Here is a 19,616-nt window from a genome sequence, read left to right as displayed (position 1 = left end):
TCCGCTTATGGTGAGCCCGTGGCCCAGGACACCGAGCAGCAGGCTCCCTCGACCCGCCCGGCGGCCCCGGCACGGGCCCTGCTGCCGTTGATCCTGCCCGCCGCCGTCGTGGGCGTGGCCGCGAGCCTGCTCTACATCGGCGTGAGCGCGGCGGCGGAGCAGCTCCAGCACGTGCTGTGGGGGCCCCTGCCGGACGCGCTGGGCGTGGGTCGCTACTCCGTCCTGTGGATGTTCGTCATGCTCGTGGCGACCGGTGTCGCCGTGGGGCTGGTGGTCTGGAAGGCCCCCGGGCATGCCGGGCCGGACCCGGCCACCACGGGTCTCGACGCCCCGGTCCTGCCGCCCCTCGTGCTGCCGGGCCTGCTGCTGGCGACCGGTCTGATGCTGGCGGGCGGGCCGAGTCTCGGCCCGGAGAACCCGATCATCGCCGCGAACGTCTCTCTGGCCGCCTGGCTCGGCCGGCGCTTCCTGCCGCGGACGCCGGGCCCCCTGTGGCCGATGCTGGCCGAGGCGGCGACGATCGGCGCGCTGTTCGGCACACCGGTGGCGGCGGCCCTGGTCATCTCCGAGGCACTGGCCGGCCGGCCGATCCGGGGACTGCTGTGGGACAACCTGTTCGCGCCGCTGACCGCGGCCGCGGTGGGGGCCATGACGACCACCCTGCTGTTCCGTCCGGCCTTCGACCTGGGCCTGCCCGCCCTGGGCCGCCCGCGCTGGGCGGACCTGCTCGCGGCCCTGGTGATCGCGCCGGTGGCCGCGCTGCTCGGCATGTGCGCCGTGTACGCCTTCCCGTACCTGCACGCGGCCTTCCAGCGGCTGCGGCACCCCCTGCTGATGCTTCCCGCGGGCGGAGTCGTCCTCGGGGCGCTGGCTGCCGTGGGCGGTCACCTGACGCTGTTCAAGGGGCTGGCGGAGATCGGGGAACTGACGCACGACCCGGAGGGCCGGTCGGCCGGGCAGTTCGCCACGCTGACCGTGGTGAAACTGGCGGCGATGCTGGTCGCGGCCTCCTGCGGTTTCCGGGGCGGCCGCATCTTCCCCGCCGTCTTCGTCGGCACCGCCCTCGGCCTGTGTGCCCACGCGCTCGTCCCGGCCGTGCCGCCCGCCCTGGGTGTGGCGACCGGTGTGCTGGGCATCCTCCTGGCCGTCACCCGGCAGGGCTGGGTGAGCCTGTTCACCGCCGCCGTACTGGTGGCCTCGCCGGTGATCACCGCCCTGCTGTGCATCGCCTCGCTCCCCGCCTGGCTGCTGGTGACCGGACGGCCGCAGATGCAGCTGCGCGAAGACGGCACCGCGGTCCGATAACCCCGACCATCCGTTGGAGGCACGCCCATGGCCCTGCACAAAGGCTCCGAGAAGCACGACGAGCGGCCGATGTCGGTCAATCCGTTCTTCGGGGAGGCCAACCCGGTCATCGAGATGACCACGGCCCCGCCCAAGCACCGGCTGCCCGACACGCCCCTGCCACCCACCACGGCGGCGCGACTCGTGCACGACGAGCTGATGCTGGACGGCAACGCACGGCTGAACCTGGCCACCTTCGTCACCACCTGGATGGAGCCGGAGGCCGGGCTGCTGATGGCGGAATGCCGGGACAAGAACATGATCGACAAGGACGAGTACCCCCGCACGGCCGAGCTGGAGCGGCGCTGCGTGGCGATGCTCGCAGATCTGTGGAACGCGCCGGATCCGTCGGCCGCGGTGGGCTGTTCGACGACGGGGTCGAGCGAGGCGTGCATGCTCGCCGGCATGGCGCTCAAGCGGCGCTGGGCGACGCGGAACGCCGACCGGTACCCGGGCGCCCGTCCCAATCTGGTCATGGGGATCAACGTCCAGGTCTGCTGGGACAAGTTCTGCAACTTCTGGGAGGTGGAGGCCCGCCTGGTGCCCATGGAGGGCGACCGCTACCACCTCGATCCGCAGGCGGCGGCAGAGCTGTGCGACGAGAACACCATCGGGGTCGTCGGCATCCTCGGCTCGACCTTCGACGGGTCCTACGAGCCGATCGCGGACCTGTGCGCGGCCCTGGACGCCCTCCAGGAGCGCACCGGACTGGACGTACCGGTGCACGTGGACGGCGCGTCCGGCGGCATGGTGGCGCCCTTCCTGGACGAGGACCTGGTGTGGGACTTCCGCCTGCCGCGCGTGGCGTCGATCAACACCTCGGGGCACAAGTACGGCCTGGTCTATCCCGGCGTCGGCTGGGCCCTGTGGCGGGACAAGGAGGCGCTGCCCGAGGAGCTGGTCTTCCGGGTCAACTACCTGGGCGGGGACATGCCGACCTTCGCGCTCAACTTCTCCCGGCCCGGTGCCCAGGTGGTGGCGCAGTACTACACGTTCCTGCGGCTGGGCCGCGAGGGCTTCCGGGCGGTGCAGCAGTCGACGCGGGACGTGGCGACCTCGCTCGCCGGGCGGATCGAGGCGCTCGGCGACTTCCGGCTCCTCACGCGCGGGGAGGAGCTGCCGGTGTTCGCGCTCACCACGGCCGACGGCGTCACGGCGTACGACGTCTTCGACGTCTCCCGGCGGCTGCGCCAGGGCGGCTGGCTGGTGCCGGCGTACACCTTCCCGGCGAACCGTGAGGACCTGTCCGTGCTGCGGATCGTGTGCCGCAACGGCTTCTCGCGCGACCTGGCCGACCTCTTCGTGGACGACCTGACCCGCCTGCTGCCGGAACTGCGTCGCCAGCCGCACCCGCTGACCCGGGACAAGGAGGCGGCCACCGGCTTCCACCACTGAGGCCTTTCTGCCGGACCGGGCCTGTGCCAGGCGACGGAGGGGGGAGCCGGCGAGTGACGGCAGCGCCGCAATGTGCCCGCCAGGCCCCCGCGCCCCCGGCGCGTCCGGAAGACAGGCCCTAACGGCCCAGGCGCGCGAACTTCCGTGCCGCCAGCGGGAAGAACACCATCAGCAGTCCCAGCGGCCAGGCGACGGCCGCCCAGACGTGCCCGGGCTCGCCGCCCTGGCTGCCCAGCAGATCCCGTACCGCCGTCGCCGTCTGGGACAGCGGATTCCACTGGACGGCCGTACCCAGCCAGTCCGGCATGGAGTCCCGCACGGCGAAGGCGTTGGAGAGGAAACCGACCGGCCACACGAGGATCTGGGCGGCCTGCACCATCTCGGGCCGCCCGGCGATCAGGGCGAGATGGACGCCGATCCACAGCATCGCGAAACGGAGCAGCAGAAGCAGGCCGGCGGCGGCCAGGAGGGCACCGGGGCCGCCGTGCGTCCGCCAGCCCAGCGCGTACGCCACCCCCGCCACCAGCACCAGGGCGGCCGCCGAATGAAGCATGTCGGCCGCCGAACGACCCACCAGCACGGCGGAGTTGGCCATGGGCAGGGAACGGAAGCGGTCGATCACCCCCTTGTTGAGGTCCTGGGTGACGTTGAGCATGGTGCCCTCCAGGCCGAAGGCCATGGTGAGCGCCAGCATGCCGGGCACCAGGTAGTCGACGTAGTCGCCGGACACGCCTCGTCCGCCGCCGACCAGGTAGCCGAACATCAGCAGCAGCATCACCGGGAAGACCAGCGCGACCAGGACCTGCCCCGGCTGCCGGGCCCAGTGGGCGAGTTCACGCCGGGTCATGGTCCAGGAGTCGGTCAGGACGTACGTCCGCGCAGCACCTGCCTCACTCGTGCTCACGCGGCCTCCTTCTCTCGGTTCTCGGGGCCGGTGAGGTGCAGGAACACCTCGTCCAGGGTGGGGCGGCGCAGTGCGATGTCCGCGGCCTCGACACCGGCGGCCTCCAGGGCCCTGACGACCCCGGAGAGGGCGGCCATGCGGTCGGTGACCGGGGCGCTGAGCAGCCGGCGGTCGGTGTCCACGGTGGTCCCGGAGACCGGCAGCAGGGCCGCCGCGTCGGCGAGTCGGTCCGCGTCGCGCACGACGATGTCGATGCGGTCGCCGCCGGTCAGGTTCTTCAGTTCGTCGGGGGTGCCGTCGGTGACGACCCGGCCCCGGTCCACGAAGGCGATGCGGTGGGCGAGCTGGTCGGCCTCCTCGAGGTACTGGGTGGTGAGCAGGACCGTCGTACCGGCGCCGACCAGGGAGCGGACCGAGGACCAGACCTCGGCGCGGCCCCGCGGGTCGAGCCCGGTGGTGGGCTCGTCCAGGAACAGCACCTCGGGGTCGGTGATCAGGGAGGCGGCCAGGTCGAGGCGACGGCGCATGCCGCCGCTGTAGCGGGCGACCGGGGTACGGCCGGTGCCGGTGAGGTCGAAGCGCTCCAGGAGTTCGGCGGCGCGCACGCGCGCGTGGCGGGCACCGAGGTGGTGCAGACGGGCGAACATCTCCAGGTTCTGCCGGCCGTCGAGCTGCTCGTCGAGGGCCGCGTGCTGGCCCAGCAGGCCGATGCGCCGCCGGACCGCGCGGGCGTCGGTCAGCACGTCGTGGCCGGCGACCTCGACGCGGCCGCCGTCCGGCCTGAGCAGCGTCGACAGGATCCGGACCAGGGTGGTCTTGCCCGCTCCGTTCGGGCCGAGCACCGCGTGCACGGTGCCACGGGTGACGCGCAGGTCGAGCCCGTTCAGGGCATGTGTGGTGCCGTAGGTCTTGCGTGCGTCCTCGACGGTGATCACCGCGTCGGCCATGCCACTCCCTCGCTAGCCAAACTTGACTACTCGGGAAAGGTAATACCCGCAGGCACATTGGTCAAACTTGATTAGTGGCTGTCCTCCGGATGCCGCTCCCCCGTCGCGTACGGGTTCTCCTGACCCTCGGTGAGTACGCCCACGAAGGGTTCGCCCTCGCCGGCGAAGGTGTAGGCACCGGCCTCCAGGCGGTCGATCAGCCCCCGGGTCCAGGCCGCGTCGGAGTCGGCCGTGTGGACCCAGAGGTTCATGATCTCGCCGATGTGGCCGAGCTGTTCGGGGCCGTCCTCCGGGAGGTAGTGCCCGGTGACGGCCGCCCGCCACTCCTCGATCCGGCGGATCCGCTCCCCGAGCAACTCCAGCGCCTCGGACCGGGACAGCTCGACCAGGAAGCCGATGGCCGCCGACTGGATGTCCATCTTCTGGTCGTAGGAGACCAGGGAGTCGCGCAGCAGCCGGAAGAACTCGTCCTCGCCCCGGTCCGTGATCTCGTACTCGGTACGCGGCGGCCCCCCGGCCGTGGACGGCGCGATCTCGTGCGCGTGCAGCAGTCCCTGCTTGGCCATCTGCTTGAGGGCGTGGTAGACCGAGCCCGGTTTGGCGTTGGACCACTCGTGCGCGCCCCAGTACTCCAGGTCGTTGCGGACCTGATAGCCGTGGGCCCGCCCGTGCTGGCGGACCGCGCCCAGCACGAGAAGACGGATCGCTGACATGCGGTCCAGGTTATTGCCGTACGGCTGCCCGCCCGCGCCCGGGCCCCCGGCTATCCGGCTTGCTCCAGGGCCACCAGCTCGAACGCGGTCTTCCCGTCCAGGGACTCGCGGAGGATGTCGGCGTGGCCGGCGTGCCGGGCCGTCTCGCGGATCAGGTGCAGACACAGCCAGCGCAGCGAGACGCGGCCCTCCGGCGGGAACCAGGGGTCGGGCGGCAGCGGGAAGGTCTCGTCCAGGCTCGGCGCGGAGCGGATGAACTTCTCCGTCTCGGCGGCGACCTGCTCCCAGTACGCCAGCTGCGAGGCGACCGTCTCGCCGTCGGTGAGCTGGAAGGACTCGTGCCAGTTCGCCTCGGTCCGCCGCACTCGCGGGGGTTCCTGCTTGGCGCGGGCGATCCAGCCCTGCTCGACCTCGGCCACGTGCTTCAGCAGGCCGCCCAGGGTCAGCTCGCCGGCGCTCGGCCGGGTACGGGCCTGCTCCTCGGTCAGCCCGAGCAGCGCCCTGCGGATCCCGCCGCGCTGCTCCTCGATGAACGCGAGCAGTGCCCCCCGCTCGTCGCCCTGCGCCTCCGCTGCCACGTGCTTGACCATGACCGGCCGCCTCTCATCGGGTCTTCCTGCCTGACACCGATGACGCTACGGGCCCTTGCGGTCAGATTCTGTCCGCAAGGCCCCACCCCCGGCGAAAACCTCGGGACCTCAGAACGGGAAACCGCTGCGGCCGTGCTGCACCGAGATCCACTTGACGGTGGTGAAGGCCTCCAGCGTCGTGTCGCCGTTCAGGCGGCCGATGCCGGAGTGCTTCTCGCCACCGAAGGGCACGAGCGGCTCGTCGTGGACGGTGCCGTCGTTCACATGGAACATGCCGGTGTCGATCTGCTTGGCGAAGGCGACACCCCGCTCGATGTCACCCGTGTGGACGGCGCCGCTGAGGCCGTACGGGGTGTCGTTGACGATCCGGACCGCCTCCTCCGCGCCGTCGAACGGGATGAGGAAGACCACCGGGCCGAAGACCTCCTGCCGCAGCAGCGCGGAGTCGGCGGGGATGCCGGTGAGCACCGTGGGCTCGACCAGGTTGTTGGTCGTGGTGCCCCGCACGAGGGCCGTGGCGCCCTCGGTGATCGCCTGCTCGACGGTGCCCGAAAGGGCGTTCGCCTGCGCGGAGTTGATCACCGGGCCGATGACGGTCTGCGGGTCGCGGGGGTCGCCGACCTTGAGGGTCCTGACCTTGGCGACGAACTTCTCGGTGAACTCGTCGGCGACGGACCGGTCCACGAGGACCCGGTTGGCGGCCATGCAGACCTGGCCCTGGTGCACGAACCGGCTGAAGACCGCCGCGTCGACCGCGTAGTCGATGTCGGCGTCGTCCAGCACCACCAGCGCGCTGTTGCCGCCCAGTTCGAGCACCGAGCGCTTGAAGTGCTTCGCGCAGACGGTGGCGACGTGCCGGCCGATCTTGTCGGAGCCGGTGAAGGAGATGACCTTCGGGATCGGGTGCTCGAGGAACGCGTCCCCGATCTCGGCTATGTCGGTGACGACGACGTTGAGCAGGCCGCCGGGCAGCCCGGCCTCCTCGAAGATCCTGGCGAGCAGGGTGCCGCCGGTGATCGGGGTGTTCTGGTGCGGCTTGAGGACCACGCCGTTGCCGAGCGCGAGGGCCGGGGCGACCGACTTCAGCGACAGCAGGAAGGGGAAGTTGAAGGGACTGATCACGCCCACGACCCCGACCGGCACCCGGTAGACCCGGTTCTCCTTGCCGTCGGTCGGCGAGGGCAGGATCCTGCCCTCGGGGCGCAGCGCCAGGTGGATCGACTCGCGCAGGAACTCCTTGGCGAGGTGCAGCTCGAAGCCGGCCTTCACGCGCGTGCCGCCCAGTTCCGCGGTGATCAGGTCGGCTATCTCCTGCTCGCGGTCCTCTATGAGTCTGAGCGCCCGCTCGAAGACCGCACGCCGCGTGTAGGGATTGGTCTCGGCCCACCGCTTCTGGGCGCGGGCGGCGGCCTGATAGGCCTGGTCCACCTCGCCGACCGTGGCCACCGTGATCGAGGCCAGCTTCTCGTCGTCATAGGGGTTGAAGTCGATCACGTCCCAGGAGCCGGTGCCCGGACGCCACTCGCCATCGATGTACTGCTGGGCCAGGTCGGTGAAGTAGGACGGCATGTGATCCCTCAATCACTAGCGGACACCAGATCTACGCCAGGTCTGATCACACGTCATCGTACTTGTGTTTCAAGAGAGTTGAAGGAGTCCCCGGAGCAGATGCCGGCTCTCGTCAAGGCCCGGACTGTCCTGCTGCAGCTCCTTCAGGGCCTGCTCGTACTGGGCGACGTCCTCGCGCTTGTCCAGGTAGAGGGCACTGGTCAGCTGCTCCAGGTAGACCACGTCGGACAGGTCGGCGTCGGGGAAGCTGAGGATGGTGAAGGCACCGCTCTCGCCGGAGTGCCCGCCGAAGCTGAACGGCATGATCTGCAGCCGCACGTTGGGCCGCTCGGAGATGTCGATCAGGTGCTGGAGCTGGCCGCGCATCACCTCGCGGTCGCCGTAGGGGCGGCGCAGGGCGGCCTCGTCCAGGACGATGTGGAACTCGGGGGCGTTGTCGGAGAACAGGTACCTCTGCCGCTCCAGGCGCAGCGCGACCCGCCGATCCACGTCGGCGGTGCTCGCACCCTTCATGCCGCGCCGGACCACCGCACGGGCGTACTCCTCGGTCTGCAGCAGGCCGTGCACGAACTGCACCTCGTAGGCGCGGATCAGGGCGGCGGCGCCCTCCAGGCCCACATAGGTGGGGAACCAGCTGGGCAGGACGTCGGTGTAACTGTGCCACCAGCCCGCCACGTTGGCCTCGCGGGCGAGGGAGAGCAGCGACTCGCGCTCGGCCTCGTCGGTGATGCCGTACAACGTCAGCAGGTCTTCGACGTCTCTGGTCTTGAAGCTCACCCGGCCCAGTTCCATCCGGCTGATCTTCGACTCGGACGCGCGGATCGAGTACCCCGCCGCCTCGCGCGTGATCCCCCGTGCTTCACGCAGTCGCCTGAGTTGCGAGCCGAGCAGCATCCGCCGCACCACCGATCCGGGCTCTCCCGCGCTCACCTTCGTCAGCCTCCCCAACCGTCTTCAGGGCCCGCAGTCTGCCACTAAAACACTTCGAGCAGTACTCGTGCGGTTACGGAAACGGAAAGAGGGCGGCCGTTTCTGTCCGCTCCGGACCGGGGAAAGGTCGGGACCACTGACGGAAATCACTGCGGAGATGGCAGAAAAAATGGCCAAGAAGCGGTACGGGCAGGGTTATTTCGGTCGCGTGCACGTGCATCTGCCCTTGCATCTGCTCTGCGCTTCCGAAACCATGGTGCCGCGCCACCGCTGCATCGCAACGACCGCGAATCGGGGAGTGCCTCGCATGGGGACGAATGGATCGACCATGCTCAAGCCGTTACGGCAGGGCCTTCCTCCACTGGACCCCACGGCCGTGTCCGATGCCGCCTCCTGCGCCCTGCCCGCCCGTTACGAGGCGGTGGGCGAGGCCCGGCGCTTCACCCGCGGCACCCTCGACCAGTGGGACGTCGGCGACCGTTTCGACGACGTATGTCTCGTCGTCTCCGAGCTGGTCACCAACGCCCTGCGCCACGCCCTCCCGGCCGACCAGGGCCGCTGCGACGAGCGCAGCCCGTCCGTGCGGCTGCATCTGATGCGGTGGACCGAGCGGCTGGTGTGCGCGGTGCGCGATCCGAGCCACGAGACCCCGGTCCCGCGCGACTCGGAGGACTTCTCGGCCGAGTCGGGTCGTGGTCTTTTCCTGGTCGACTCCTTCGCCGACAGCTGGGGCTGGCACCCCCTCGCGGGCACCCTCGACGGCAAGGTCGTCTGGGCGATGTTCCGGCTCCGGCCGACCGGCTGACGCTCCGGGGCACCGACGGACGCCTGCTTTCTACGCGCGTCACACCAGACTCTCCGGCGGCGCGGACATCGTTGCCACCGGAAGGGCCGGCATGGTTCGGGCGATCAGCTCGCTATCAGATGGTCGAACTCGCCGTCCTTGATACCGAGGAGCATGGCCTCGATCTCCGCGCGCGTATAGACGAGCGCGGGCCCGTCCGGAAAACGCGAGTTGCGTACGGCGACCTCACCGCCCGGCAGCCGCGCGAACTCCACGCAGGATCCCTGCGAGTTGCTGTGCCTGCTCTTCTGCCAGGCCACCCCGTCCAGCTGCGTGGCAGCCATGCCGTTGTACACGTCATACCCCCCGTAAACGCCGTCAACGTCGCGGTCCACAGGTCGCTCCCCGGTGGTGCACTTGGCTGTGTGGCCATAGATGCGGTGGTCAACTGAATCGGATCATAGCCCTGTTCACATGCAGCTGCTTGAGCAGATGCACGTGCACGGCGGGTGGTCCTCCGATTACAGCTTTGACGTGCGCTTTACCCGAGCCGGTCCAGCGCCTGCCCCGGGAGCAGGCAGGACATGCCCCTTCAAGCCCCGTCCATGATCCCGCGCCATCACCCGACCCGGGTCGTCCGGATCGAATCCCTCGCGCACTAGGAAGAGACGCATACCGCGCCCTTCCTGTTCCAGACTCCATGTGATGGTCTGCTCCGCGGGGTTGGCCGGATCGGCGTCCGCCCACCGGAGGGACAGCATCCGCTCGGTGTCGTAGGCGAGCACCCGCACCTCTGCGACACCGGAGAAGAGCGAGTTGGGACGCGGGGATTAGGTCATCCGGTACCGGTGGCCGACCTCGAGCGCCGAAGCCCTTCGGCCGCTCGCGCCAGAACCCCTCGTACGGCTGGAGCCAGTGACAGCGTGCAGATGGTCTGCGCGCCCTTCGGCGGGACCTGGAGCCACCGCCCCGGCGGCATCCGCACGTCGGCGGCCGAGGACGTCTTGGGTAGAAGCGCAGCCACGGCCCTGGATATCCGCCCGGCGTCCGGAAGTCCTCCTGTTGACTGCTGGTAGCTTGCTGCGGCGCCGTCCGGCCGAGGGCGGCCGGCCGCTACAGGTGGGAGCTTTCCGGTGACTTCTGCGACTGCGAGAGTGCGGAGCGCGGCCCTGGCCGCGGGGCTGGCGGGGGCGCTGGCGCTGACGGCGTGCAGCGGCGGCGGCTCGAAGGACGGCTCCTCATCGTCCGGCGCCTCCGAGGCCCCGACCACGAGCACGGGGTCCCCATCCGTGACCGGCGCCTCAGCCGGGCTCCAGGGCAGCTGGATCACCACCGCCGACGGCAAGATCGTGGCCCTGGTGATCACCGGGAAGAACGTCGGGGTCTTCGCGACCGGCGGGACCGTGTGCAGCGGGACCGCGGGCACCGAGGCCGGCATGCGGATGATCCATCTGACCTGCACCGACGGCAGCAAGGACCGGGTCACCGGGATGGTCGACTCGGTGGACGACAAGGCCATGAAGGTGACCTGGTCGGGCAAGCTCGGCCAGGAGACGTACACCAGGGCCGAGGGCGGCAAGCTGCCGTCGGGGCTGCCCACCCAGCTGCCGCAGTGACGCGGGCGCCGGCCGGGCCGGCCCGACACGGGGACCGGAAGGTCACCCGATGCGGTGGTTCGGAAAGGCGCCCGAAGCGGTGATTGTGGAGGGGCGCGCGAACACGGCCGGTGCGCAGGCGCCATGATGCAGGGGCACCGTCACGATCTCGATGGGGACCTGCTCATGCGCGCTTTTCCGCTCACCGTCACCGCCCTCGCCGCCGCCCTGCTGCTCACCGCCTGCGACGACGGCGGGGGCAAGAGCGGCGACAAGAACAGCTCGGCCTGCAAGATCGGCGGTGTGTCGGTGCAGATCGGGTCGGCGAGCGTTGCCCCGGCCGCCGGTGACACCGGAGAGGTGCCGGTCAGCATCACCAACCAGAGCGCCCCCTGCACCCTGGACGACTTCCCCGGCGCGGTGCTCGACGCCGGCGGCACCGGGCACAAGGTGCCCGCCCTCGAAGGTGCCAAGGCGCAGAAGCTGAAGCTCGCCAAGGGCGATTCGGCATCCTTCACCATCAGCTACGTGCGCGGCCCGGCGGCCGGCGGGAGCAGCCTGACGGCGAAGACGGTGGAGGTCAGCCTGCCCGGCTCCACCGCCACCCGGAGCTTCCCGTGGTCGTACGGCCCCGTCGCCGCCAAGGGCGCCGGCGACGAGCCGAACGCCGCCGTCAGCGCCTTCCAGCAGGTCGGGGACTGAGGCGAACCGGGGCTCAGGGCAGCGGGTGCCGGCCCTTGACCTGGGCACGGTCGGCCGCCGCCGTGCCCTCCGTCCAGCCCGCCGCGTCGCTCACACCGCGCAGCCGGGTCGTGGTGGTCTCCGGGAACATGCGTTCCAGGCGGCCGGTGACGGCTATCGCGCGCGTAGCCAGCACCGGCAGCAGGTCCTGGGTGACCTGGGTCTCGGCGGCGGCCGCGAGCCGGTCACCGACGCGGTGGGCGTAGGCGGCGAGGAACGACTGCCGGAAGGTCTTGGTCCGTTTCCGCCCGCCCGCTCTCTGGGCCGCCTCCGCCTTGGTCATCGCGTGCGTGGCCTGCACCAGCAGCGAGGTGTAGAGCAGCTCGACGGCCTCCAGGTCCGCCTCGAAGCCGACGACCGTGGAGAAGCCGAGCGGTTCGTTCCACACCGCGCGGCAGTGGTTCGCGGTGGCCACGGCGTCCAGCAGGACCGCCTTGGCCTGTTCGTACGGCGGCTCGACCCCGATCCGGCAGGCGCCGGGGGTGTCCGGGGCGGGCGCCTCGGCGGCGAGCAGCGCCTCGTCGACGCTGTGCCGGGCCATCAGCTCCTGCGCCTTGGCGCTGAGCGCCTCCGCCTCCTCCGGGTAACCGGTCGCCTCGGCCTTGGCGAGCAGCGCGCGGATGCGGGTGAGCATGCGTGAGGCGGCCGGGCCGGGAGCACGGCGGTACTCCTCCTCCAGCGGCTCCAGGGCCGGCAGGCGCAGCAGCAGGCGGTACAGCTCCAGGACGGCCGTGGCGTACGAGAAACGGTCGGCCCCGGGTGCGGGACCGTCCGGCAGCGCGTCCAGCTGGGCGGCCCAGCGGCGCCCGCGCGGGCGATCACGCCCGGTCTGCGCCCGGATCAGCGCGGCCGCCAGGCGCACGTGTGCCTCGTCCAGCTCGCGCCGCACGAGCCGTACGACGTCAGCGGGCTGCCAGCCGCGCCGCCAGGCCGCCGCCACGAACTCCTCACCCCGCCGCGCCAGTTCGCCATCCGTGGCGGAGTCGGCGGCGAGCAGGGACGCGCCCGTGTCGAGGCCGGTTTCGGTGTCGTCGTAGAGGGCTGCCCGGAAGGCCCGCTCGACGGTACTGGCAGTGCTGGTCACGCCGTCGATCGTGCCATGCCCGACCGACAGCGGGCCGAGACCGTCCACAGGCTGTGGACAACGGCTCGGGTTTGCCGGGCGCGGCAGACGCAGGGCGCGCCCGGCACGGCAGGCACGGCGGGCCGCGTCGATGTTCATCGGACCAACGGACTGTCAACCACCGGTTGACAGCACGAGGGGCGCAACCTACGGTTGACGCATGGCGACCAACGGGAACATCACGGCATCCGTCCGCCTCGACGACCTCATCGAGGCGATCAAGAAGGTGCACACCGAACCTCTCGACCAGCTCCAGGACGCGGTGATCGCGGCCGATCACCTCGGAGACGTGGCCGACCATCTGATCGGTCACTTCGTGGACCAGGCCCGCCGCTCCGGCGCGTCCTGGACCGACATCGGCAAGAGCATGGGTGTGACCCGGCAGGCGGCACAGAAGCGGTTCGTGCCCAAGGAGTCCGCCGACCTCGACCTCAGCCAGGGCTTCAACCGCTACACCCCTCGCGCGCGGAACGTGGTCATGGCCGCGCACAGCGAAGCGGTGGCCGCCCGCACCCCCGAGGGCCGGCCCGAGCACCTCGTCCTCGGGCTGCTGGCCGAGCCGGAGGGCCTGGCCGCGAGGGCGATCACCGCGCAGGGCACCGTCCTGGACACCGTACGGCAGGCCGCGAGCGCCACGCTCCCGCCCGCCGCGGACGACATCCCCGACCTGATCCCCTACGGCCCCGAGGCCAAGAAGGTCCTGGAACTCACCTTCCGCGAGGCCCTGCGGCTCGGCCACGACTACATCGGCACCGAACACATCCTGCTGGCCCTCCTGGAGCACGAGAACGGCCAGGGCGTCCTCAGCGGCCTCGGCATCACCAAGACGGCGACCGAGGAGTACGTCGCCAAGGTGCTGGCGTTGCTGCTGGAGCAGCAGAAGGAGGCGGCCGCGGCCGCCGAGTCGGCGACCGGCCCGAAGGACCGGTCGGAGGACTGAAACCGCAGGCCAGGCCCTTTGTCAGACCCGCCTGCCACACTCGCAGTCATGACCGACCGGTGGGCGCTCGCGCCGGCCGAGGACGGTGGCGCGGACGTCGCCCCCCTCGGCCCGGACGGGCTGCCCGCCGGACCGGTGCGGCGGGAGAATGATCTCGCCGGGGCGGTGCGGAGCCGTCCGGAGGTGACGCGCTGGGTGTGGCGGTCGACCCCCGAGGTCTATCCGCGTCTGCTCGCCACGGGGGTGCGAGTGGAGCGGTGCTACGACATCGAGGACGCCGAGACACTCCTGCTGGGCCACGAGGGGCGGTACGGCGAGCCACGCTCGGCGGCCGCCGCCCTGGCCCGCCTCCGCGGCGGCCCCGTACCGCCCGATCCGCCGCAGCGCGCGGCCGAACCCGGCGCCCAGTCCCCGCTGTTCGAACCGTCCGCCACCCAGCTGCCCCTGGAAGACCTCACCGCGGTCTACGCCGATCAGCAGCGGCGGCACCAGCGGGCCGCCCACCCCGACCGGATGCGGCTGCTGACCGCCGCCGAGTCGGCCGGGATGCTGGTGGCCGCGGAGATGAACCAGGTGGGCCTGCCCTGGAGCGCCGAGGTCCACCGCGAGCTGCTGCACGACCTGCTCGGCGAGCGCTACGCGGGCGGGGGCGAGCCGCGCCGCCTCGCCGAACTGGCGGACGAGGTGTCCGCCGCCTTCGGCCGCCGGGTACGGCCGGACCTGCCCGCCGACGTCATCAAGGCCTTCGCGCAGGCCGGGATCAAGGTGAAGTCCACCCGGCGCTGGGAGATCCGGTCCGTCGACCACCCGGCCGTCGAGCCGCTGCTGGAGTACAAGAAGCTGTACCGCATCTGGGTGGCACACGGCTGGTCCTGGCTCCAGGACTGGGTGCGCGAGGGCCGCTTCCGCCCCGAGTTCCTCGCCGGCGGCACCGTCACCGGGCGCTGGGTGACCAACGGCGGGGGTGCCCTGCAGATCCCCAAGGTGATCCGGCGGGCCGTGATCGCCGACCCCGGCTGGCGGCTGGTGGTGGCCGACGCCGACCAGATGGAGCCGCGGGTGCTGGCCGCCGTCTCCCGCGATCCCGGCCTGATGGAGGTGGCCGGCCGCGAGAGCGACCTGTACCAGTCCGTTTCCGACCGCGCCTTCTCCGGTGACCGGAACCAGGCCAAGCTCGCCGTGCTCGGCGCGGTCTACGGCCAGACCTCCGGCGACGGCCTGAAGAACCTCGCCGCGCTCCGCCGCCGCTTCCCGAAGGCCGTCGCCTACGTCGACGACGCGGCACGCGCGGGCGAGGAGGGCCGGCTGGTGCGCACCTGGCTCGGCCGGACCTGCCCGCCGGCCGCCGGCTCCGGCGAGGACTCGGCGGACGAGGCCGGCATCCCCCTCAGCGAGGACGACACCGAGGCACGGGCCGACGGCCAGGCCTGGGTGCCCGGCTACGCCTCCAGCAACTCCCGCGCGCGGGGCCGCTTCGCGCGGAACTTCGTCGTGCAGGGCAGCGCCGCCGACTGGGCGCTGCTGCTGCTCGCCGCGCTGCGCCGGGCCTGCGCGGATCTCCAGGCCGAACTGGTCTTCTTCCAGCACGACGAGGTGATCGTGCACTGCCCCGCCGAGGAGGCCGGCGCCGTCGTCCAGGCCATCCGCGAGTCCGCGGACCTCGCCGGGCGGCTGACCTTCGGCGAGACACCGGTGCGGTTCCCGTTCAGCACTGCGGTGGTGGAGTGCTATGCCGACGCCAAGTAAGCAAGTCCCCCGGGCCCGTTCAGTGCGCGAGCAGCTCACGCAGCTCCGTCAGCACCGCCTGCTCGTCCGTCCCGTCCAGCGCCGCCAGCGCCGCGCGCCAGGCGTTGTACGCCTCCACCCGCCGACCCCGCTCGTGCAGCAGCAGCCCGTGCTGGTGCCGGGCCAGGCCGCCCGTGTAGCGGTCGGCGCGGGCGTCGGCTTTGTGCAGGAGCGCGGCACACTCATCCCCCGCCCGCTTGCTCTCCCCCAGCTCCCGCAGCGCGCGGACCAGGCCGAGCCGGGTCTGGGACTCGCCGTGCCAGTCACCGTGACCGCCGAGGATGCGCAGGCTCTCCTCGAAATGCCGGGCGGCGGCGGCCGGCTCGCCGAGGGTGAGGTGGGCATAGCCGATGTTGCAGTGCGCCGAGTGCTGCACGATGACCGCGCCGATCGCGTCCCCGATCGCCAGCGAACGCCGGTGCTGCTCGATGGCGGCGCGCGGGTCGGTGTGCTCGTAGAGGTTGCCGAGATGGCTGTGGGTGACGGCCTCGCCGTAGGGGTCGTTCAACCGCCGCGAATACGCGAGGCTCTGCCGCAGCGCCTCCCCTGACTCCTCGAACCGCCCCAGTCCCTCCAGCAGCAGCCCGCGGTTGTTCAGGCAGCGCCGGATCCTGGAGGCGCTGCCGAGTCGTCGCCAGATCTCCAGGGCGTGGTCGGTGAGGGTGAGGGCGTCGTTCTGCCGGCCGGTGACGAAGTGCAGGCCCGCCAGGTCGCACAGCGCGTACGCCTCGGCCGCCGCGTCACCGAGCCGCCGCGCCGCCTGGAGTCCGGCCCGCCCCAGCACCTCCATCTCGGCGACCCGTCCGCTGCGCTGCGCGTAGGGGAAGAGCAGCCGTACGAGCGTCGACAGATGGGCGGTCCGGCGTACGTCGGCTGTGCCCGCGTTCCGTGCCACCAGGGTGACGATGTTCTCCAGCTCCACCTCGCCCCAGGCGAAAGCCACCTCCGCGGACTCGAAGAACGGCAGCGCGGCGACGTCCTCGGCATGCTCGGGCGGCTGCGCGGAGGTCGGGCGACGCCGGTCGTCCTGGTCGAGCCCCGGCTCCACGATCGCCACCAGCAGCCGCTCGGCAACGGCGGCATACCAGCGAAGGGCGGCCAGATCGGGGATGGGGGCGCCCATGTCCGGGGTGGCGGTGCCCATGTCCGGGGTGGGGGTGCCCATGTCCGGAGTGGCAGTGCCGAGTTTGGCGCTGGGAGTGCGCATGTCCGGTGCGCCGGTGCCGGGTTCGGGGGCGGGAGTGCGCATGTCCGAGGCACCGGCGCCGAGTTCGGGGGCGGGCGCGGTGGATGCGCCGCGGTGGGGGGTGGCGGTGCCGGCGCCCGGGGTGGATGCGCCCACGTCGGGGGCGGGGGTGCCAGTGACCGGAGTGGCCGTGCCGAGTTCGGGCGTGCGGATGCCGGTACCCGGAATGTCCGTACCGAGGTCGGAGGTGGGGGCGCCGGCGCCCGGGGTGGATGCGTCTGGCTCGGGGGCGGGGGCGCCTGTACCCGGAGTCGATGTGCCCAGGCGGGGGGCGGGGGCGCCCGTGCCCGGAGTGGATGCGCCGAGGTCGAGGACGGGGGTGTCCGGGGTGCGCGGGCTGGGCGGGGAGTTCGTGGGGGTGTCCGGGGCATGGGGCTGGGCAGGGGGCGTGGCGGGGCCCGGGGCGGTGGTCCGGGGGGTGCCGCGGGGAGCGGTGGTGCTCTCCGTTCCCGTGTCCGCCAGTTCGCGGGCGAAGTCGCGGACCAGGGCGTGCGGGGCGTAGCGGCCGTACGCGGTCTCTTCCAGCAGGGCGACGTCGACGAGGCGGTCCAGGGCCGCCTCGGCGCGGCGCGCGTCGGTGCCGGTGAGCCGGGCGATCAACGGGGCGCTGTAGGCCGGCAGGTCGAGCGCGCCGATGTGGCGCAGGGCGACGGCCGCGTCCCGGTCGGCCTCGCGCTCGGCGGCGGCGAGCGCGTCATGGGCGACGGCCAGGGAACGCCGGACGCTGAGGTCGTCGTACTCCAGGTGGTTCAACCGTCCACCGGTGGCAGCCAGTTGGCCGGCCAGGACATCCGCGGTGAGCGCACGGCGGGCGGCGAGCCGGGCGGCGACGACACGCAGCGCGAGCGGGAGCCGGCCGGTCAGCTCGACCAGGGCGTGACCGGCGTCCAGCCCCGTGCGGCCGCTCACCGCGCGCAGCAGGGCCGCACTGTCCTCGCCGGTCAGCGGGCCGAGCGGAAACCGCCGGGCGCCGTCGAGGACGGTCAGTGGCGAACGGCTGGTGACGATCACCGCGCAGCCGGGCCCGGCCGGCAGCAGGGGCCGCACCTGGGCCGCGTTGGCCGCGTCGTCCAGCACCAGCAGGACGCGGGCGGGCGCCAGCAATGAGCGGAGCAACGCGGCGGCGGCATCCGGGTGTTCGGGGACGTTGCGGGGCTCGGTCCCGAGGTCGCGCAGCAGGGCCGCCAGTGCCTGCACGGCGGTGAGCGGGGTCATGCCGGGGGTGGCGCCGTGCAGGTTGACGTAGAGCTGACCGTCGGTGAAACGGTCCCGCAGTTCATGGGCCACATGCAGGGCCAACGCGCTCTTGCCGACGCCCGCCATCCCACTGATCACGGCGATGCCGGGGGCCGGTGCGGGCGGCTCGGTCAGCGCCTGACACAGTTCGCGGCGCGCATCGGCCCGACCGGTGAAGTGGGCCGGAGGAGCCGGAAGTTGCGCGGGGCGCGGGGTCTGCCGCGCGGCGGAGTCGCCTTCGCGCGGGGACGCGCAGGGGGCCTCGGGCCCGGCCGAACCCGAGTGGGCGGCCTGGTCCGGGGGGTGACTGTTCCCGGCGAATCGCCGCCGGTCACCGCGCTCCTCGCGGCGCCGCTGCCCCTCACCGTTTCCCCGCAGCACCTCGACATGCGCCTCGCGGACCGCCGGGCCGGGCTCGATGCCGAGTTCCTCGACCAGACGGGCGCGCAGGTCACGGTGGACGGCCAGGGCCTCGGCCTGGCGGCCGGTGTGGTGCAGGGCGAGCATCAGCTGACGGTGGTACGCCTCGCGCAGTGGATACTCGGCGACGAGGGCCGCCAGCTCGGGGACCAGCGCGGTCAACCGGGCCCCGCCAAGGGCCAGTTCCGCGTCGTAGCGCCACTCGAGCAGGAGCAGCCGCGCTTCCTCCAGGCGCTGCACGAGGGCGTAGCCGCCGAGGTCGGCGGGGAGCCCGCTGAGCGGGGTACCGCGCCAGAGCGTGAGCGCGGCCGTGCAGGCACGCACGACGCCCGGCCAGTCCCGCAGGGCGTGCGCGGCACGGGCCTCGTTGACCCGGCCGTCGAACACGTGCACGTCCAACTCGCCGTGGTCCACACGCAGCAGGTATCCCGGCGGTACGGCCTTGAGCCGGTCGGGGTCGTCCAGGAGCCGGCGCAACCGGGTGACGTGGTTGTGCAGGGATGCCTGCGCGGAGACGGGTGGCGCCCCACCCCACAGGGCGTCCTTCAGGGACTCGACCGACACGACCCGGCCGGCCTCCAGCAGCAGGGCGGCGAGCAGGGCCCGCACTTTGGGACTGCCGATGGTACGGACGCCGTCGTCGGGGGCGTCGTCTGCGGCCTTGACGGAAGCATCGCCGGGGCTGTCGTCGGCGGCATCGACGGAAGCATCGCCGGGGCTGTCGTCGGCGGCATCGACGGAAGCACTGTCGCGGGTGCCGGCGGCGGATTCGACCGAAGCGCCGCCGAGGGTGTCGTACGAGATCTCGTACGGCGGTCGGTCGTAGAGGACGGGCGGTCCCAGCAGTCCGAACCGCAGCTCGTACCGCCGCATCAAGCCCCACTGCCTTCCCGCACGGCCGGGACCGGCCGCGCTCCCCGGCGGGCGTGCGCCCGCCGTTCCCTGGCGCATTCCCGCCCTGTCCACAACGGTTTCCCGCCACCTTCTGTTCACCGATCCGGCTCCGGATTCCACCCGTCCCACGGCTTCTTCCGCTGCCGCCGGGCGACTTCCGGCCAACCGGACCGCGACCCGCCGTCGAACCGTTGGCCGCATGTTGCCCATCGAACCGTTGGCCACATGTTAGCGATCCGTTGGCGGATCCTGATGTGATCATTCCATCGGATCCGGCTCGACGGCGCGCGCGTAAGTCGCGTAACTCGGGGGAGTGTCGCCGCAGGCTGGATCCGGGGACACAAGGGGCCCCGGTCGGCGGAGGTGAACGACCGGGGCTCCGTCCCGTTCCCCTTGCCGGGCCGCCGGACTCCCTCTTGCGACCGGTGAGTTGCGGGTGACGTCCGTACGGCTCAGCCTC

Annotated in this window: 17 protein-coding genes; 7 read left to right on the top strand and 10 right to left on the bottom strand. The window is 72.0% G+C overall.

Annotation, left to right across the window (positions count from 1 at the left end):
* The first annotated feature begins 18 nt into the window (after positions 1 to 18).
* Together AC07C1_RS27260 and gad are read left to right on the top strand one after the other, a co-directional pair.
* On the top strand, positions 19 to 1,305 hold the full coding sequence (locus tag AC07C1_RS27260) for an ion channel protein (protein ID WP_478943110.1): 1,287 nt from the start codon (positions 19 to 21) through the stop codon (positions 1,303 to 1,305).
* Between the two features lie 27 nt (positions 1,306 to 1,332).
* A complete protein-coding gene (gene gad, locus AC07C1_RS27255; RefSeq protein ID WP_478943108.1) occupies positions 1,333 to 2,739 on the top strand; it encodes a glutamate decarboxylase in 1,407 nt (468 codons plus the stop codon).
* Between the two features lie 118 nt (positions 2,740 to 2,857).
* On the opposite strand, the gene AC07C1_RS27250 is transcribed toward gad, so the two are convergent.
* The 6 genes from AC07C1_RS27250 to AC07C1_RS27225 form a co-directional block, all read right to left on the bottom strand.
* Positions 2,858 to 3,586, bottom strand: a complete 729-nt coding sequence (locus tag AC07C1_RS27250) for an ABC transporter permease (protein ID WP_478943223.1) — start codon at positions 3,584 to 3,586, stop codon at positions 2,858 to 2,860.
* 53 nt (positions 3,587 to 3,639) lie between these two features.
* The gene (locus tag AC07C1_RS27245; RefSeq protein WP_478943107.1) at positions 3,640 to 4,590 is read right to left on the bottom strand and encodes an ATP-binding cassette domain-containing protein; all 951 of its coding nucleotides are present in this window, start codon (positions 4,588 to 4,590) and stop codon (positions 3,640 to 3,642) included.
* A 71-nt stretch (positions 4,591 to 4,661) separates the two neighbouring features.
* A complete protein-coding gene (locus tag AC07C1_RS27240) occupies positions 4,662 to 5,303 on the bottom strand; it encodes a PadR family transcriptional regulator (RefSeq protein WP_478943105.1) in 642 nt (213 codons plus the stop codon).
* A 50-nt stretch (positions 5,304 to 5,353) separates the two neighbouring features.
* Positions 5,354 to 5,893, bottom strand: a complete 540-nt coding sequence (locus AC07C1_RS27235) for a DinB family protein (protein WP_478943103.1) — start codon at positions 5,891 to 5,893, stop codon at positions 5,354 to 5,356.
* A 108-nt stretch (positions 5,894 to 6,001) separates the two neighbouring features.
* Positions 6,002 to 7,462 (bottom strand): aldehyde dehydrogenase family protein, encoded by a 1,461-nt coding sequence (locus AC07C1_RS27230; protein WP_478943101.1) that lies wholly within the window; start codon positions 7,460 to 7,462, stop codon positions 6,002 to 6,004.
* 69 nt (positions 7,463 to 7,531) lie between these two features.
* Positions 7,532 to 8,356, bottom strand: a complete 825-nt coding sequence (locus AC07C1_RS27225; protein WP_478943222.1) for a helix-turn-helix domain-containing protein — start codon at positions 8,354 to 8,356, stop codon at positions 7,532 to 7,534.
* 343 nt (positions 8,357 to 8,699) lie between these two features.
* On the opposite strand from AC07C1_RS27225, the gene AC07C1_RS27220 reads away from it, so the two are divergent.
* On the top strand, positions 8,700 to 9,197 hold the full coding sequence (locus AC07C1_RS27220) for an ATP-binding protein (RefSeq protein ID WP_478943099.1): 498 nt from the start codon (positions 8,700 to 8,702) through the stop codon (positions 9,195 to 9,197).
* A 104-nt stretch (positions 9,198 to 9,301) separates the two neighbouring features.
* Here the strand turns inward: AC07C1_RS27220 and AC07C1_RS27215 are convergent, their stop codons facing one another.
* Positions 9,302 to 9,571 (bottom strand): DUF397 domain-containing protein, encoded by a 270-nt coding sequence (locus AC07C1_RS27215; RefSeq protein ID WP_397943512.1) that lies wholly within the window; start codon positions 9,569 to 9,571, stop codon positions 9,302 to 9,304.
* A 126-nt stretch (positions 9,572 to 9,697) separates the two neighbouring features.
* Positions 9,698 to 9,937: an SRPBCC family protein gene (locus AC07C1_RS27210; protein WP_478943220.1), complete on the bottom strand. Its 240-nt coding sequence runs from the start codon at positions 9,935 to 9,937 to the stop codon at positions 9,698 to 9,700.
* Between the two features lie 372 nt (positions 9,938 to 10,309).
* Between AC07C1_RS27210 and AC07C1_RS27205 the strand changes: the two genes are divergently transcribed.
* A complete protein-coding gene (locus tag AC07C1_RS27205) occupies positions 10,310 to 10,792 on the top strand; it encodes a hypothetical protein (protein WP_478943097.1) in 483 nt (160 codons plus the stop codon).
* A gap of 165 nt (positions 10,793 to 10,957) precedes the next feature.
* Positions 10,958 to 11,473 carry a DUF4232 domain-containing protein gene (locus AC07C1_RS27200; protein WP_478943095.1) on the top strand — a complete coding sequence of 172 codons (516 nt, stop codon included), beginning with the start codon at positions 10,958 to 10,960 and terminating at the stop codon, positions 11,471 to 11,473.
* Between the two features lie 13 nt (positions 11,474 to 11,486).
* On the opposite strand, the gene AC07C1_RS27195 is transcribed toward AC07C1_RS27200, so the two are convergent.
* Entirely contained in the window at positions 11,487 to 12,596 is a 1,110-nt protein-coding gene (locus AC07C1_RS27195; protein ID WP_478943093.1) for a DUF2786 domain-containing protein, read from the bottom strand.
* Positions 12,597 to 12,795: 199 nt separating this feature from the next.
* Between AC07C1_RS27195 and AC07C1_RS27190 the strand changes: the two genes are divergently transcribed.
* Positions 12,796 to 13,575, top strand: coding sequence for a Clp protease N-terminal domain-containing protein (locus AC07C1_RS27190; protein WP_478943091.1), 780 nt, complete (start codon positions 12,796 to 12,798; stop codon positions 13,573 to 13,575).
* Between the two features lie 48 nt (positions 13,576 to 13,623).
* Complete coding sequence (locus tag AC07C1_RS27185) at positions 13,624 to 15,321, top strand: bifunctional 3'-5' exonuclease/DNA polymerase (protein ID WP_478943089.1); 1,698 nt, start codon at positions 13,624 to 13,626, stop codon at positions 15,319 to 15,321.
* A 19-nt stretch (positions 15,322 to 15,340) separates the two neighbouring features.
* On the opposite strand, the gene AC07C1_RS27180 is transcribed toward AC07C1_RS27185, so the two are convergent.
* A complete protein-coding gene (locus AC07C1_RS27180; RefSeq protein ID WP_478943087.1) occupies positions 15,341 to 19,135 on the bottom strand; it encodes a BTAD domain-containing putative transcriptional regulator in 3,795 nt (1,264 codons plus the stop codon).
* Between the last annotated feature and the right edge of the window lie 481 nt (positions 19,136 to 19,616).

It is taken from the genome of Streptomyces sp. NPDC045022 (assembly GCF_056432605.1).
The sequence above is the reverse complement of the archived record's forward strand: the minus strand, read 5'-3'. Positions and strand labels throughout refer to the sequence as shown.